This window comes from Actinosynnema sp. NPDC037264 (genome assembly GCF_055603705.1).
The window spans coordinates 104,611-118,815 of the sequence record NZ_JBVJVK010000019.1; the positions used below are offsets into that span (position 1 = coordinate 104,611).

15 protein-coding genes are annotated in these 14,205 nt (G+C 72.5%); 6 read left to right on the forward strand and 9 right to left on the reverse strand.

Annotation, left to right across the window (positions count from 1 at the left end; all coding sequences use genetic code 11):
- Window positions 1-2 precede the first annotated feature (2 nt).
- The gene (locus tag ACZ7GX_RS22035) at window positions 3-1,001 is read left to right on the forward strand and encodes a class I SAM-dependent methyltransferase (RefSeq protein WP_498779064.1); all 999 of its coding nucleotides are present in this window, start codon (window positions 3-5) and stop codon (window positions 999-1,001) included.
- On the opposite strand, the gene ACZ7GX_RS22040 is transcribed toward ACZ7GX_RS22035, so the two are convergent.
- Together ACZ7GX_RS22040 and ACZ7GX_RS22045 are read right to left on the reverse strand one after the other, a co-directional pair.
- Window positions 963-2,198 (reverse strand): MFS transporter, encoded by a 1,236-nt coding sequence (locus ACZ7GX_RS22040; protein WP_498779067.1) that lies wholly within the window; start codon window positions 2,196-2,198, stop codon window positions 963-965. The genes ACZ7GX_RS22035 and ACZ7GX_RS22040 overlap by 39 nt on opposite strands.
- Window positions 2,180-2,521, reverse strand: a complete 342-nt coding sequence (locus ACZ7GX_RS22045; protein ID WP_498779069.1) for a ClpX C4-type zinc finger protein — start codon at window positions 2,519-2,521, stop codon at window positions 2,180-2,182. Before ACZ7GX_RS22045 ends, ACZ7GX_RS22040 begins: the two co-directional genes overlap by 19 nt.
- Window positions 2,522-2,673: 152 nt before the next feature.
- Between ACZ7GX_RS22045 and ACZ7GX_RS22050 the strand changes: the two genes are divergently transcribed.
- Together ACZ7GX_RS22050 and ACZ7GX_RS22055 are read left to right on the forward strand one after the other, a co-directional pair.
- Window positions 2,674-3,552 (forward strand): bile acid:sodium symporter family protein, encoded by an 879-nt coding sequence (locus tag ACZ7GX_RS22050; RefSeq protein ID WP_498779070.1) that lies wholly within the window; start codon window positions 2,674-2,676, stop codon window positions 3,550-3,552.
- A gap of 172 nt (window positions 3,553-3,724) precedes the next feature.
- Window positions 3,725-6,010 (forward strand): PQQ-dependent sugar dehydrogenase, encoded by a 2,286-nt coding sequence (locus ACZ7GX_RS22055; RefSeq protein ID WP_498779072.1) that lies wholly within the window; start codon window positions 3,725-3,727, stop codon window positions 6,008-6,010.
- A gap of 48 nt (window positions 6,011-6,058) precedes the next feature.
- On the opposite strand, the gene ACZ7GX_RS22060 is transcribed toward ACZ7GX_RS22055, so the two are convergent.
- Complete coding sequence (locus tag ACZ7GX_RS22060; protein WP_498779073.1) at window positions 6,059-8,329, reverse strand: catalase; 2,271 nt, start codon at window positions 8,327-8,329, stop codon at window positions 6,059-6,061.
- Window positions 8,330-8,403: 74 nt separating this feature from the next.
- Window positions 8,404-8,796, reverse strand: coding sequence for a GNAT family N-acetyltransferase (locus ACZ7GX_RS22065; protein WP_498779075.1), 393 nt, complete (start codon window positions 8,794-8,796; stop codon window positions 8,404-8,406).
- 85 nt (window positions 8,797-8,881) lie between these two features.
- On the opposite strand from ACZ7GX_RS22065, the gene ACZ7GX_RS22070 reads away from it, so the two are divergent.
- Both ACZ7GX_RS22070 and ACZ7GX_RS22075 read left to right on the forward strand, forming a co-directional pair.
- Entirely contained in the window at window positions 8,882-9,649 is a 768-nt protein-coding gene (locus ACZ7GX_RS22070; protein WP_498779077.1) for an ATP-grasp domain-containing protein, read from the forward strand.
- Between the two features lie 60 nt (window positions 9,650-9,709).
- Window positions 9,710-10,411, forward strand: a complete 702-nt coding sequence (locus ACZ7GX_RS22075; RefSeq protein WP_498779079.1) for a hypothetical protein — start codon at window positions 9,710-9,712, stop codon at window positions 10,409-10,411.
- Between the two features lie 38 nt (window positions 10,412-10,449).
- Here ACZ7GX_RS22075 and ACZ7GX_RS22080 read toward each other — a convergent pair whose 3' ends face one another.
- Both ACZ7GX_RS22080 and ACZ7GX_RS22085 read right to left on the reverse strand, forming a co-directional pair.
- The gene (locus ACZ7GX_RS22080; RefSeq protein ID WP_498779081.1) at window positions 10,450-10,854 is read right to left on the reverse strand and encodes an STAS domain-containing protein; all 405 of its coding nucleotides are present in this window, start codon (window positions 10,852-10,854) and stop codon (window positions 10,450-10,452) included.
- A 208-nt stretch (window positions 10,855-11,062) separates the two neighbouring features.
- A complete protein-coding gene (locus ACZ7GX_RS22085; RefSeq protein WP_498779082.1) occupies window positions 11,063-11,620 on the reverse strand; it encodes a class I SAM-dependent methyltransferase in 558 nt (185 codons plus the stop codon).
- Window positions 11,621-11,688: 68 nt separating this feature from the next.
- Here ACZ7GX_RS22085 and ACZ7GX_RS22090 point away from each other — a divergent pair, with 68 nt between their 5' ends.
- Window positions 11,689-12,090, forward strand: coding sequence for a MerR family transcriptional regulator (locus tag ACZ7GX_RS22090; protein WP_498779084.1), 402 nt, complete (start codon window positions 11,689-11,691; stop codon window positions 12,088-12,090).
- Between the two features lie 48 nt (window positions 12,091-12,138).
- Here the strand turns inward: ACZ7GX_RS22090 and ACZ7GX_RS22095 are convergent, their stop codons facing one another.
- Genes ACZ7GX_RS22095 through ACZ7GX_RS22105 form a run of 3 tightly spaced genes read right to left on the reverse strand, consistent with a single transcriptional unit; the run spans window position 12,139 to window position 14,169 of the window.
- Window positions 12,139-12,636 carry an SRPBCC family protein gene (locus tag ACZ7GX_RS22095; RefSeq protein WP_498779086.1) on the reverse strand — a complete coding sequence of 166 codons (498 nt, stop codon included), beginning with the start codon at window positions 12,634-12,636 and terminating at the stop codon, window positions 12,139-12,141.
- Window positions 12,633-13,055 carry a metalloregulator ArsR/SmtB family transcription factor gene (locus ACZ7GX_RS22100; protein WP_498779088.1) on the reverse strand — a complete coding sequence of 141 codons (423 nt, stop codon included), beginning with the start codon at window positions 13,053-13,055 and terminating at the stop codon, window positions 12,633-12,635. Before ACZ7GX_RS22100 ends, ACZ7GX_RS22095 begins: the two co-directional genes overlap by 4 nt.
- Window positions 13,056-13,083: 28 nt before the next feature.
- Window positions 13,084-14,169, reverse strand: coding sequence for a M20 family metallopeptidase (locus ACZ7GX_RS22105; RefSeq protein ID WP_498779090.1), 1,086 nt, complete (start codon window positions 14,167-14,169; stop codon window positions 13,084-13,086).
- Between the last annotated feature and the right edge of the window lie 36 nt (window positions 14,170-14,205).

Here is a 14,205-nt window from a genome sequence, read left to right on the forward strand (position 1 = left end):
CCATGCCACTGCACCTGGGACCGGACGACGGTCCGCCGTCGTTCCACGACCTGCTCGCCACCGCGGGCTACCGGGCCGTCGCGGCGGGGCTGCGACTCGGGGTGTTCGACGCGCTGGCCGACGGCCCCCGGCCGGTGGGTGCGCTGGCCTCCGCGCTCGGCGCCGACCCGCGCGGCACCGGGCTGCTGGCCGAGGCGCTGGTGTCGTTCGGGTACCTGACCCGCGGGCCGGACGGGTACGCCAACACCGCCGAGACCACGAAGTGGTTGGCGGGCGGCGGTTACTCCGAAGTGGACAAGTTCTGGTCGGTGGTGCTGTTCGAGTCGTGGGAGGGCTTGGAGGAGTCGGTGCGCACCGGCAAGCCCGCGATCGACTTCTACGCGTGGCTCGCCGAACGGCCGGAGGTGCTGCGCCGGTTCCAGGGCATGCTCTCCGGGCACGCCGACGCGATCGCGCCCGAGGTGGCCTCGATCGTGCCGGTCGGATCGACGGTGCTGGACGTCGGCGGCGGGCACGCCAAGCACGCGATCCGGCTGTGCTCGACGCACCCCTCGCTGCACGCGACGGTCGTCGACCTGCCCGACGCCTTGGCGGTGGGCGCGGCGGCGGTTACCGACGCGGGCCTGTGCCGGCGGATCACCTTGCGCGCCGGCGACTACGACACGCTCGACCTCGGCGAGGGCTACGACACCGCGCTGCTGTTCAACGTCGTCCACGGCCGACCGGCGGCGGCGAACGAGGAGCTGCTGGCGCGGGTCGCGGCGGCTCTCCGGCCCGGCGGCGCGGTCGTGCTGCTGGAGCACGACGAGCACTCCCCCGACCGCGCGTCCGACGCCTTCGCCCGCGTCTTCAGCCTCAACCTGTTCCACGGCCAGGGCGGTCAGGTCTACGGCACGGAGGAGATCACCGCCTGGCTCACCGCAGCAGGCTTCGGCGCCCCCGTCGCCCATCCCCTGACCACCTCACCCGGCCAGTCCCTCCTGGTGGCCCACAAACCCTGACCCGCGTGCCCTGCGGCTCAGGACGCGGGTCGACACCACGCCGAGCACGACGACCCACCCGGCGAGCAGCAGGGACGTCGTGCGCGGCGTGACCAGGTCGAGCAAGAGCCCCGCGGCGGCGGCGCCCACCGGCGTCGCCGCCCAGATCAGCAGGCCGAACGTGGCGCCGACGCGGCCGAGCAGGTGGTCGGGCGTGACCTCCAACTGGTAGCTGAGCGCGGCCACGCCGAAGCACGGCATCGACACCGTGAACAGGGCCAGCACGACACCCACCGCGACCAACCCGTCGGCGAACGCCAACGCCACCCAGAGCACGCCTTGCAGCCACACCACCGCGAGCAGCAGCCGGAACAACCCCATGCGCGCCTTGAGCTTCGGCGCGATCACCGCGCCCACGACCCCGCCGACGCCCAGGGCCGCGAACAACCCGCCGATCGCGGCCGGTGACGCGTCCCGCGCCGCCACGATCGCGACCAGCGCGACACCGGAGATCGCCACCTGCAACCCGGCCGCGGTCGTTGCGATCGAGCGCAGCGCCCGGTGGCCCCACAGCCACCGCACGCCCTCGCCGATCTCGGCGCGCAAGCCGTCGCGCGACCGCGCGGGTTCGCCCCGGAAGTCGGCCCTCACCAGGGAAAGGCACAGCGCCGACACCAGGAACGACACCGCGTCCACCAGGAACGGCAGCCCGCGGAACACCTGCAGCAACGCGCCGCCGACCGGCCCGGCGAGCACGCCCGTGGCCGCCTGCGCGGTCTCCGCAGCGGACACGGCGCCGGTCAGCTGGTCCTTGCCGACCACGTTGGGCAGCACGGCGTTCTCGGCGGCGGAGAAGAACACGTGCAGCACGCCACCGACGAACCCGGTGACGAACAGGTGCGCCGGGGTCAACGCGGAGAACGCCAGCGCCACCGGCACGGTCGCCATGTTCACCGCACGGCCGAGGTCGCACAGCACCATCGTGCGCCGCCGGTCCCAGCGGTCCACCAGCGCGCCCGCGGGCAGGCCCAGCACCAGGTACGGCAGCGCGCGCACGGCCGCCAACGCCCCGGCCACCGCCGCGGAGCCGGTCAGCGCGAGCGCCAGCAACGGGTACGCGAGCTGCGACACCCCGTTGCCGAACGACGACAACGCCTGCCCCGCCCACACCAGCCGGAAGTCGCGGACCCGCCACACGCTCACGAGAACCGCTCCCACGCCGACTGCCTGCTCATCCCGAGCGCGGCGCCGATCCGCGCCCACGTGACGCCCCGGCCGCGCAGTTCGGCGACCCGGTCCCCGAGCCCGGTCTCGACCTGGCTCGCGGTGGCCGCGATGCGCGGCAGGTGGGCCAGCAGCTCGTCGTCCGACATCACCGACCACTCCGGCACCGTCACGTCGGACATCCCGTCGCCGGCCTCCAGGATCGCCACGCACGCCGACACGCACCCGTCGCAGATGTAGACGCCCGGCCCGCTGATGATCTTGCGCACGTCGGCGGCGGCCTTGCCGCAGAACGAACAGCCCGGCGGGTACGTCATCGGCCCTCCAGAGTTGTCAGGCATTGCCTGACAACTCTAGCCGTGATCACCGAATGCCATCGAACCGGCCTCGAACCTCCCGATTCGTCCCGTTCTGGGGGAGGATGCGCTCCTCCCGATCCGGGCTCGACGCAGAAACGCAGGTGATCACCGTGGATTCCGCCCTGACGAGCGTCGGCCTCCCGATCGCGCTGGCCGTGGTCATGTTCGGGCTCGGGCTGTCGCTGACGGTCGCCGACTTCGCCCGGATCGCGCGCGAGCCCCGCGCGGTGGCGGTCGCGCTGGCCACCCAACTGGTCCTGCTGCCCCTGGTGTGCTTCGGGCTGGTGGTCGCCCTGGACCTCGACCCCGTGCTCGCGGTCGGCATGATGCTGCTGGCCGCGTCGCCCGGCGGCACCACGGCGAACCTGTTCAGCCACCTGTTCCGCGGCGACGTCGCGCTCAACATCACGCTGACGGCGGTGAACTCGGTGCTCGCCGTGGCCACGCTGCCGGTGGTGGTGAACCTGGCCCTCGACCACTTCGAGCCCGCCGCCGAGGGCGCGGTGGGGCTGGAGTTCGGCAAGGTCGCGCAGGTGTTCGCGATCGTGCTGGTGCCGGTGGTGCTCGGCATGGCGGTGCGCCGCCGGTCGGCCGCGTTCGCCGACCGCGCGGACAAGCCGGTGCGGATCTTCTCGGGCGTGGTGCTGGTGGCCGTGATCGTGGGCACGATCGTCGCCGAGCGGGAGAACGTCGGCGGGTACCTGGCCGACATCGGGCTGGTCACCGCGCTGTTCTGCGCGTGCAGCCTGGCCGCGGGCTACCTGTTCCCCCGGTTGGCGCGGGTCGGCAAGCGGCAGGCGATCGCGTCGGCGTTCGAGGTGGGCGTGCACAACAGCACGCTGGCGATCACGGTCGCGATCACCGTGCTGGGCAGCGAGCGGCTGGCGGTGCCGGCCGCCGTCTACGGCGTGGTGATGTTCCCGCTCGCCGCCGCGGCCGGGTTCCTGCTGTCCCGCACGAGGGCCGAGCGCGACGCCGTGCTCGACTGAACGCCGAGCGCCGGTACGCCGGACGGACCAGGCCTGAGCCGATTTATCGGGGTGACCGATAGTCCGCTCGGATGAGACCGCACGCCGGCCCGACAAAGCAGTGCGTAACCGGCAACCCGCATGCCACCCTTCCGTGCTCACCCAAAAGTGTCACGAAGGGGCGAATCGGACCATGCGATTACTACGCCGCGCACAACTTTCACCGCGTTCGAGACGCGTGACCGCCGTGGCCGCCGCGACCATCGTGGTCGCCGCCACCACGGCGGCACTCCCGCCGACGGCCTCCGCCGCCGTGCCGACCGGCTTCACCGACACCCTCGCCATCGGTGGCCTCACCACGCCCACCGCCGTCTCGTTCGCACCGGACGGGCGGGTGTTCATCGCCGAGAAGAGCGGCCTGATCAAGGTCTTCGACTCGCTCGCCGACACCACCGCGACCGTGTTCGCCGACCTCCGACCGCAGACGCAGGACTTCTGGGACCGCGGCCTGCTCGGCCTGGCGGTGGACCCGCAGTTCCCGACCCGCCCGTACGTCTACGTCGCCTACACCTACGACGCCGCGCCCGGCGGCACGCACCCGCGCTGGGGCGACCAGTGCCCCACCCCGCCCGGCGCCACCGACCAGGGCTGCGTCGTGACCGGCCGGGTCTCCAAGCTCACCGCGGGCGCCGGCGGCACGATGACCGCCGAGCAGCCGCTGGTCACCGACTGGTGCCAGCAGTACCCGAGCCACTCCATCGGCACGGTCGCCTTCGGCCCCGACGGCGGCCTGTACGTCGGCGGCGGTGACGGCGCGAGCTTCAACTTCACCGACTACGGCCAGGTCGGCAACCCGTGCGCCGACCCGCCGTCGCCCGCGGGCACGAACCTCACCGCGCCGACCGCGCGCGGCGGCGCCCTGCGCGCCCAGTCGATCCGCCGCCCGGCGGGCGAGCCGGTGAGCCTCGACGGCACGATCGTCCGCATCGACCCCGACACGGGCGCGGGCCTGCCCGGCAACCCGTTCGCGGGCAACGCCGACGCCAACGCCAAGCGCGTGATCGCCCACGGCCTGCGCAACCAGTTCCGCTTCGCGTTCCGGCCCGGCACCGAGGAGCTCTGGGTGGGCGACGTCGGCTGGAACACCTGGGAGGAGGTCAACCGGATCGCCGACGTGAACGACGCGACGGCGGAGAACTTCGGCTGGCCGTGCTACGAGGGTTCCGGGCGCCAAGGCGGGTACGACGGCGCGAACCTGACGTTGTGCGAGTCGCTGTACACGGGAGCGGGCCAGACCACGCCCTACTACGCCTACAACCACTCGGCGAAGGTCGTCGCGACCGACCCGTGCCCCACCGGCGGGTCGTCGATCTCCGGCATCGCGTTCGAGTCCGGCGGCAACTACCCGCCCGCCTACGACGGCGCGCTGTTCTTCGCCGACAGCTCACGCGGCTGCATCTGGGCCATGCAGACCACGGCCGGCCAGCCGGACCCGGCCAAGCTGGTGCCGTTCGTGACCGGGGTGAACGTGCCGGTGCAGATCACCACCGGCCCCGGCGGCGACCTGTTCTACATCGCGCTGGGCGCGGGCCAGTTGCGCCGGGTCTCCTACCCGACCGGCAACCGGGCGCCGACCGCGGTGGCCACGGCCACCCCGCAGTCCGGGGCCGCGCCCTTGGCCGTGCAGTTCAGCGGAACCGGCTCGACCGACCCGGACCCCGGTGACACCCTCACCTACGCCTGGGACCTCGACGGCGACGGCCAGCACGACGACTCGACCTCCGCCACCCCGACGCGCACCTACACCACCCAGGGCACGGTCACGGTGGGGCTCAGGGTGACCGACCAGTCCGGCGCGTCGGGCACCACCTCGGTCACCGTCACGGTCGGCACACCGGTCGCGGAGGACCCCGTGCCGGTGATCGACACCCCGACCGCGCCGCTGAACTGGTCGGTGGGTCAGCAGGTGCCGTTCACCGGCCACGCGACCGACCCGCAGGACGGCGCGCTGCCCGCGTCCGCGTTGAGCTGGAAGCTGAGCATCCAGCACTGCGCGACCAGCGGCTCGTGCCACGAGCACGTGGTGCAGAACTGGACGGGCGTGGCGTCGGGCTCGTTCATCGCGCCCGACCACGAGTACCCGTCGTACCTGGACCTCACGCTGACCGCCACGGACTCGTCGGGGCGCACCAAGAGCACCACGACGAAGCTCGACCCGCGGACGGTGGCGCTGACGTTCACGTCGAACCCGAGCGGTTTGCAGCTCAGCGTCGGCGGCACGGCGCAGACCACGCCGTTCACCCGCACGGTGATCGTCGGGTCGAACAACTCGATCAGCGCGCCGAGCCCGCAAGGCGGCGCGCTGGTGTTCCGCTACCGGTACAGCAACTGGTCCGACGGCGGGGCGCAGACGCACAACGTGACCGCGCCCGCGACCGCGACGACGTACCAGGCGAACTACACGCTCTGCCTGTGCTGACATGGCCGACCGGCCGCGGACGGGCGTCCGCGGCCGGTCGTCGTCGGGTCAGGCGATGGTCGCCGGGAACCGGTCCCACACGCGGTGCGTGCCGAGCAGTTCCTGGACCTGCTCGAACACGGCCTCCGGGGTGTCGCCGACCACGATGCCGAGGTCGTCGGCCTCGCACCCGGCCTCGAGCAGCGCGGTCTGGCCCGAGCCCCACGCGCCGATCGCCTTCGCGTGCCGGTAGCACTCCTGGACCATCAGCACCACGCGCGGGTCGACGGTGGCGGCGGGCCCTCCGGCCTTGTCGTCACGGGCGGGGATCGCGTCCGGGGCGGGCGGTGGCGCGGCGGCCAGCAGCACCGCGTCGAACTCGACCGAGCGGGCGGTGAGGAACGTCCGCTGCGCCACCAGCCCGTCCGCCAGCTGCCCGCCGCGCGCGGCGATGACCAGCGGGACCATGCCGCCCGCGCTGATCGTCTGGCGCAGGGTGTTCAGGCCGTCGAGGCTCGCCGGGTCGTCCGCGTCCACCACGATGCCGATCATCCGGCCGTCCGTCGGCCACACCTGCCCGATCTGGGACACCGCCGGGCTGGGCGCGACCTCGGCCGCGGGCTCGGTCGCCGCCGGCGCGGGCAGCCCGAGACCGGCGGCCACCAGGGCGCACAGCTCGGCGTCCACGTTGGCGAGCACGCGCAGCTCGCGTTCCTTGATCGCCTGCTCGTAGCACTTGCCCAGCTCGAACGTGAACGCCCGCACCAGGTGCTCCTTCTCCACCGGGCTCAGGCTCCGGTAGAACAGCCGGGGCTGGGTGAAGTGGTCGGCGAACGACGCGGGCGCGCGGCGCTCCTTGACCCCCTCGGCCACCGGGGCCGGGAACTCGACGTACGCGCCGGTCTCCAGACCCGCCATGAACGGGCAGCCGCCGTCGAGGGTGTTCGGCTTGTACGGCGCCACGCCGCTGTGCACGGCGTGCTGGTGGAAGCCGTCGCGCAGCATGTCGTTGACCGGGGCGTGCGGGCGGTTGATCGGGATCTGGTTGAAGTTCGGCCCGCCGAGCCTGCTGAGCTGCGTGTCGATGTAGGAGAACAGGCGGGCGTGCAGCAGCGGGTCGTCGGTCACGTCGATGCCCGGCGGCAGGTGGCCGAGGTGGAAGGCGACCTGCTCGGTCTCGGCGAAGAAGTTGGTGGTGTTGCGGTTGAGCGTGAGCATGCCGATCGCCTGGACCGGCGCCAGCTCCTCCGGCACGATCTTGGTCGAGTCGAGCAGGTCGATGCCCTCGAAGGTCTGCTCGGGGGTGTCCGGGAAGACCTGGATGCCCAGCTCCCACTGCGGGAACGCGCCGGACTCGATCGCGTCGAACAGGTCCCGCCGGTGGAAGTCGGGGTCGACGCCCGCGATCAACTGCGCCTCCTCCCACAGCAGGGAGTGCACGCCGAGCTTCGGCTTCCAGTGGAACTTGGCCAGCGACGTCGTGCCCTCGGCGTTGACCAGCCGGAACGTGTGGACGCCGAAGCCCTCCATCATCCGGTAGGACCGCGGCACGGCCCGGTCGGACATCTGCCACATCACGTGGTGGGTGGCCTCGGTGTGGGTGGAGACGAAGTCCCAGAACGTGTCGTGCGCGCTCTGCGCCTGCGGGATCTCCCGGTCCGGGTGTGGCTTGGCGGCGTGGATGATGTCCGGGAACTTAATGCCGTCCTGGATGAAGAACACCGGGATGTTGTTGCCGACCAGGTCGAAGGTTCCCTCGGCGGTGTAGAACTTCGTGGCGAAGCCCCGGGTGTCACGCACGGTGTCGGCGGAACCGCGTGAACCCACGACCGTGGAGAACCGGGTGAACACCGGGGTGGTCACGCCTTCGGCCAGGAAACCGGCCTTGCACACGTTCGTGGCATTTCCGTAGCCCACGAACACGCCGTGGACGCCCGCGCCTCGCGCGTGGACCACCCGTTCCGGGATGCGTTCGTGGTCGAAGTGGGTGATCTTCTCGCGCAGGTGGTGGTCCTGCAGCAGTGTCGGTCCGCGCGCGCCCGCCTTGAGCGAGTGGTCGGTGTCGTACAGGCGAGCGCCCGTCGACGTGGTCAGGTACTCGCCCTGCTGCTCACGCGCGTCCGCGGCGGCGCCGGTCTCCGCGCCGGTCGCGGTCCGCGTCTGGGGGGACGCCTGGTCGGGCTTGCGCGGCAGCGGCCCCTGCGGCACGTCCGGCGGGTCCAGCGGGGGCGGCGCGCTGCCCGGCGTGCCCGGGACCGGCGGCGTGACCAGGTCGGCGACCTTCTCCACGGCCCGGTCGAGCGCTTCCTTCACGACCTTGGCGGGCTTGAACGCGTCCACGTGCTCCTCCTCGTCGGCAGTCTCAAGCCGACTACCCGGGGTGGAGCGAACTACACGCGGCGTCCGCCGGTCGTTCAGAGGGAGATGAGGCCCGCTTTGGTGGGCCGGAAACCGCAGCTGTCGAAGTAGAACGGCTCGAGGTGGTCGTCGAAGTCGACGTGCAGCCACTCGCAGCCGGCGGCTCGCGCGCCGTCCACGGCCGTCGCGACGAGTTGTCGTCCGACGCCCTGACGGCGCGCGGTCGCGGTGACGAGGGTGTCGAGGACGAAGGCGTGGATCGCGCCGTCCCAGGCGACGTTGACGAAACCGACGAGGGCGTCGTCGCGGCGTGCGGTGACCCAGCCCAGGCTGTGCCGGGTGACCTGGCCCCACCAGTCGTCGTCCAGGGTGCGGTGGTCGAACCCTTCCGCGTGCAGTGCGTTGACCTCGGGGTTCTCGAACGTGCCCCGCCACTCGTAGTCGATCATCCGCGAAGCCTACGGAACCGGGACCTGCCGAAGGGCGGGTAATCGTTCGACGGATCGGACCGGCGGGCCGCACGATGTGCGCACCATGACCGGTTCCCTGTTCGCGCCTCCCCTGGTGGTGCCCACCATCGGTCCGCTCGCCCGCGCGGCGGCCGATCGTGGGCTGGCCGTCGTGTCCTCGGTGTCGGTCGTTCCGGCGGGACCGGTGCACTACTACGGCGGGCCGTTGTTCGCCGACCGCGTCGCCGCGCGGCTGGGCCTCGGTCTGCTCGAACCGGCCGACGACTGGCTCCCCGGGCTGCCGCGGGAGCTGGTCGGCCGGCGGATCCGTGCGACGACCCTGGCCGAGGCCCGCGCCCGGTCCGGTCGGGCGTTCGTGAAGCCGCCGTCGAGCAAGAGCTTCCCGGCACGCGTGTACGAGCACGGTGGCGAGTTGCCCGCGGACCTGCCGGACGACACGGCCGTGCTGGTGAGCGAGGTGGTCGGGTTCGCCGCCGAGTTCCGGCTGTTTCTGCTGGACGGGAAGGTGCGCACGGGTTCTCGGTACGCGACTTGGGGCCGCTTGGACCCGGCGCCGCTCGACTCCTGCTCGGCGGCGGCCCGGGTGCGCGCGTTCGCGGCGGCGTTGCCCGGGTTGCCCGGCGCGGTCGTGGTGGACGTCGGGCTGACCGGTCCGCCGGACGACCCCCGTGCGGCGGTGGTCGTGGTGGAGGCGAACATGGCGTGGTTCAGCCAGATCTACATGTCCGATCCGGCGCGGGCGCTCGACGTGGTGCTGCGCGCGGCGGGGCCGATCGACGACGTGGCGGTGTCCGACCACCCGTTCGTGCGGCGGCATCCGACCGTGGTCTGACCTGGCACCCCGGACCCCGGGCCGATCCGCTCCGAGCCCTTCGTTGAGATCGTCTACCCCATGACCTCCCCCTTCCCCGGCCGGTGGCCGGGAGCCGTCGCGATGACCCTCGGTCCGGTGCTGCTGCTCGTGGGCACGCTGCTGCGGTGGCCGTTCCACTACTTCTTCCCCCAGCAGTTGGCCGCCGTGGCCGAGCAGCCGGGCCGGATGACCGCGGCGCACACCTTGGTGCTCGCCGGGACCGTGCTGCTCGCACCCGCGGTGATCGCCCTGGCGCACCGGATCGGGCGAACGCGTCCCGTGTTGGCGGCGTGGGGTGCCGGGCTGGTCCTCGTGGGCCTGTTCGAACGCACGTTCCACGCGGGCATCGACCAAGCCGCGCACGGTCTGGTCCGACGGCAGGGCGCGGCCGTCGCGACCGACCTCGTCGGCCAGTCCTACCAGGACCTGCACCTGTTCAGCTTCCTGTCGTTCACCATCCTGCTCGGCTGGCCGGTGCTGGCCTTCGCCGCCTACCGCAGCGGCGTCCTCGGCCCGGTCCGCGCCACCGCCCTGGCCGCGACGTGCCTGCTGCCGTTGGGCGTGCTGAAGGGCACCGAGATCACGTCGGTGATCGCGGTCGTGGGCCTGTGCGCCGCGTTGCTGCCACTGGGCATCCGCCAGGCGCTCGACGGCCCCAGCCCAACCCGCAAGTCGCTCCTGCTGACCCTCGCCGCCGTTCCGACCCTCGGCGCCCTGGCCTACGTGAGCACCCTGGGCTGACTACCGGACCCCATCGCCCGACCACCGACCCCGCCGGGTCAGGTGACGGGCAGGGCGAAACGCCGGACACCCCTCGGGGTGCGGACCACCAAGGCCTCGGCCAGCGTGGAGCACGGCGTGATCTCCTGGTCCAGGCCGCTGATCTCGAACGGTCGCAGGACGTGGCGGTGGCTGGCGACCACGCGCAGCGGCACGCCCGCCGCCTTGGCCGCCAGGTGGCCGCGGTGGAGCTCGTTCAAGCCCGCGGCGGCGAAGAAGTCCACTTCGGTGAGATCCACGACGACCGGTGCGGGCGGGGTCGCCAGGGCCAGGCTGATCGCGATCTCGTGTTTCAGCCCGCAGACGGTCATCGCGTCGACCTCGCCGGCGACGCGGACCACGACGGCATAGCCGTGGACTTGGCGGTCCACCCTGAACGAGTGGCTGGAAGGTTCGGTTATCACGGCCCGCAGCCTCCTCGGAGGTCGAAGAAGGCAGTGGCAGCTGACTCGATCCGCTGCGTCGTCCGACCGTACTCGCATCCACCCGAATCCGCAGCTCAACGGCACACCCACGGCCACCGCCGCGCCCCGGAGAAGTGCAGGCGGCCCACCGGGAGGGCCCGGTTTCGGACCACCTCGGGAACCCCTCGAACGGGTGACCACCGACGGGTCAGCGCACGGCGGCGGTGATCTTGGCGAACAGCGGGGCAGGCCACCACTTCGGGCGCACCGGAACCCGACGGACGTCGGCGAACCCGGCGAACGACCCGCGGTCGAACCGGGCGAAGCGGAAGTCGTACAGCAGCAGCACGCCGCCGGGCCGCAGCACGCGCCCCAACTCGGCCACCGCCCGACGCTGGTCCGGCCACTCGTGCAGGCTCAACGTCGACACGACCACGTCCACGCTGTCGTCCGGGTGCGGCAGCGACGCCACATCGGCGACCTGGAACGTGATGCGCGACGACGTAGCGCGCGCACGGGCGATGTCCACCATGTCAGCGGACAGGTCGACACCGCCCAGCACCAGGTCCGCCCGCCTGGCCGCCACGGCGTGCAGGAGACGTCCGGGACCGGTGCCGACGTCGAGCACCACCGCGGCGGGCGGGGCGAGCGCGGCCACGTCGGAGGCGACCAGCCGGTACAGGCCGCCCAGCAGGCGGGTCGCCCGCCGCTCGTAGGACGCACTGCGCTTCCGGTCGAAGTAGCTGGTCTGCGGGTGGTCGGACACGTGGGCTCCCGAAACGCGACAGTCGGCGGTGGTTGACAACACCACCGACTGTGCAACTTCATGTCGACATGAAGTCAAGCGAGGAGCTGTCGATCGGCACGCTGGCCGACCGGTTCGGGCTGGCGACGCACGTGCTGCGGCACTGGGAGGACGTGGGCCTGCTCGCGCCGCGCCGCCAGGCGAGCGGTCGGCGGCGGTACGGGCCGGCGGACGAGGCGCGGATCGCGATGATCCTGCTCGCCAAGGACGCCGGCCTCGGCCTGGACCAGATCAGGCTGCTGTTCGCCGCCACCGCCGACCGCTCGGCCCGCCGCGCGCTCTACCGCGAGCACCACGACCGGCTGGCCGAGCGGATCGCCTCGCTCCAGGCGTCGCTGTCGGTGCTGGAACACGCGATGGGGTGCGACGCCGAGGACATCACCACGTGCCCCGACTTCCAGGCCGAGGTCGCCGCCCGCATCCCCGACTGACCCGGTCCGTCACCGACGAGGCCGAACCGCGGGCCGCCCGCAGCCACGTCAGTCGGTGGTCAGGCCCTCGAAGTACTCCTTCTGGGACGGGTAGTAGTCGTCGAAGGCGGGCAGCGGCGCGCCGGCGCGGGAGGCCACCAGCATGTCCAGGTAGTACTCCCACCCCGGGCCGACCTCGCCGATGCCCTCCTCGGTCGACAGGTGGTGCACGAGGCTCAGCTCGGTCACACCGTCCACTTCGGACAGCAGCAGCTCCATCCGCCACGTGCCGGCCTCGTCCACCATCGACATCGCCAACCGCCGGGGCGGGTCGCACGCGTCGATGCGGACCTCCATCCACGGCTCCTGCTCCTCGAACACCATCTGGACCTTCACCGCGCGCCCCGGAGCGGCCTCGCCCTCCCACGGGCCGAACCACCGGGCCGTGCGCTCGGGCTCGGTCAGGCTCGCCCACACGTCGTCGGCGAGCGCGCGGAACGTGCGGGTGAGCACCAGGTCGCTGCCCGCGTCGGTGCGGAACAGCCGACCGGTGGGGGTGGGGGTCATGCGGTGTTCTCCTTCGATTCGTCGGCAGGGGATCCATCGGGGGACGACCGGTCGGCGAGCGGCCCGTCCACGCCGGGTCGGCCGGTGCGGCGTTCCCGCCGGGTGCGGTAGACCTCGGTTTCCAGCGCGTCGAGGCGGTGCGCCCACCCCGGGGTCCGGTCGGGGACACCGAAGTCGGCCAGCCAGCGCGCGAGCGGCGTCAGCCGGGAGGCGTCCAGCACGTAGAACCGCTGTCGGCCCACCAGCTCGTCGCGCACCAGCCCGCTCTCCCGCAGCACCCGCAGGTGCCTGCTCACCGCCGGGCGGCTGATCGCGAACCGCTCGGCGATCTGCCCGGCCGACAGCCGCGCGTCGACGCGCAGCATCTCCAGGATCTCCCGCCGCACGGGGTCGGCGATCGCACCCGCCACGTCGTCCACCGCTAAAGCGTAACCACTGGGTTACACGTTAGGCAATGCCCTCCAGGAACGCGATCAACGCCCGCCGGTACGGCTCGACCGTGGTCAGGTCGGCGTGCTCGTCCGGCCCGTGCTGCCCGTCGCCGCCGACCCCGAAGATCACCGCCTCGATGCCGCGCTGGAAGTAGAACCGGGAGTCGGCCGCGCCGTGCTTGCGCAGCAGGTCGCCCGAGTACCCCTGGGCACGGGCGGCGCGTTGCAGCGCCAGCAGGTCCGGCCCGTCCGGGTCGGCCCGGTGCGGCGGCTCGACGTGGTCGACCGCGGCCGTGACGCCGGGCGGGCACAACGAGGTGAGGTGCGCGGCGACCTCCTCCCGCGAGCGGCCGGTGAAGTCGACGTCCTCGGGCGGGAAGCGGACGTCCAGCCACGCGGTCGCGTCCGCGGGCACCTGGTTGAGCGCCTGGTTCCCGGACGAGATCCGGGCGACGTTCACCGTCGTCCGCCACTCCTCCTCCCCCGCCACCGGGTACGCGGCGAGCACGCCGTCCACCGCGCGCATCACCTTCAGCAACGCGTTGTCACCGAGCCACTGGTAAGCGCTGTGCGCCGCACGTCCCACCGCGTGCAGCCGCGCGGTGACGAGGCCCTTCGACTCGGCCACGACGCGCAGCGCGCTGTGCTCCCCGATCACCACGAACGACCCCGTGACGCCCTGCTCCAGCTGGTGCAGCGTGCCATTGCGCCCGCCTACCTCCTCGTCGGTCACGAGCTGGAGCCCGATCGGGTAAGGCAGCCGCCGGGCCACGTCCCGGAACACCGACGCCAGCACCAGCGCGGACAGCTTCATGTCCTGCGCGCCCCGGCCGATGAGCCGGTCGCCGTCCCGACGCGGCCGGAACTGCTCGTCCGCGCCCGGCACCACGTCCAAGTGGGCGTTGAAGATCACCCGGAAGTGTGGCCGGCGTTCACCCGAGTAGACGAGCGCACTGGGCTTGCCACCCGCCTCGAACCGCTCGACGGTGAAACCGGGCCCGACCGCGTCCAGCACGAAGTCCAACGCCCGGCGCAGGTCGTCGGGGCGGTCGGCGGTCGAGCGGATGCCGAGCAGCTGCTCGGTCAGCGGTAGCAGGTCCATCCCGCCATCGTGCCCCGACTACCGCGGCGGCACGGG

What these genes read in the sequence shown, in the direction of transcription:
- ACZ7GX_RS22035 (WP_498779064.1), top strand. Translation starts at nt 3, where the DNA reads ATGCCACTGCACCTGGGACCGGACGACGGTCCGCCGTCGTTCCACGAC.
- ACZ7GX_RS22045 (WP_498779069.1), bottom strand. Translation starts at nt 2,521, where the DNA reads ATGACGTACCCGCCGGGCTGTTCGTTCTGCGGCAAGGCCGCCGCCGAC.
- ACZ7GX_RS22055 (WP_498779072.1), top strand. Translation starts at nt 3,725, where the DNA reads ATGCGATTACTACGCCGCGCACAACTTTCACCGCGTTCGAGACGCGTG.
- ACZ7GX_RS22065 (WP_498779075.1), bottom strand. Translation starts at nt 8,796, where the DNA reads ATGATCGACTACGAGTGGCGGGGCACGTTCGAGAACCCCGAGGTCAAC.
- ACZ7GX_RS22070 (WP_498779077.1), top strand. Translation starts at nt 8,882, where the DNA reads ATGACCGGTTCCCTGTTCGCGCCTCCCCTGGTGGTGCCCACCATCGGT.
- ACZ7GX_RS22075 (WP_498779079.1), top strand. Translation starts at nt 9,710, where the DNA reads ATGACCTCCCCCTTCCCCGGCCGGTGGCCGGGAGCCGTCGCGATGACC.
- ACZ7GX_RS22090 (WP_498779084.1), top strand. Translation starts at nt 11,689, where the DNA reads ATGAAGTCAAGCGAGGAGCTGTCGATCGGCACGCTGGCCGACCGGTTC.
- ACZ7GX_RS22095 (WP_498779086.1), bottom strand. Translation starts at nt 12,636, where the DNA reads ATGACCCCCACCCCCACCGGTCGGCTGTTCCGCACCGACGCGGGCAGC.
- ACZ7GX_RS22105 (WP_498779090.1), bottom strand. Translation starts at nt 14,169, where the DNA reads ATGGACCTGCTACCGCTGACCGAGCAGCTGCTCGGCATCCGCTCGACC.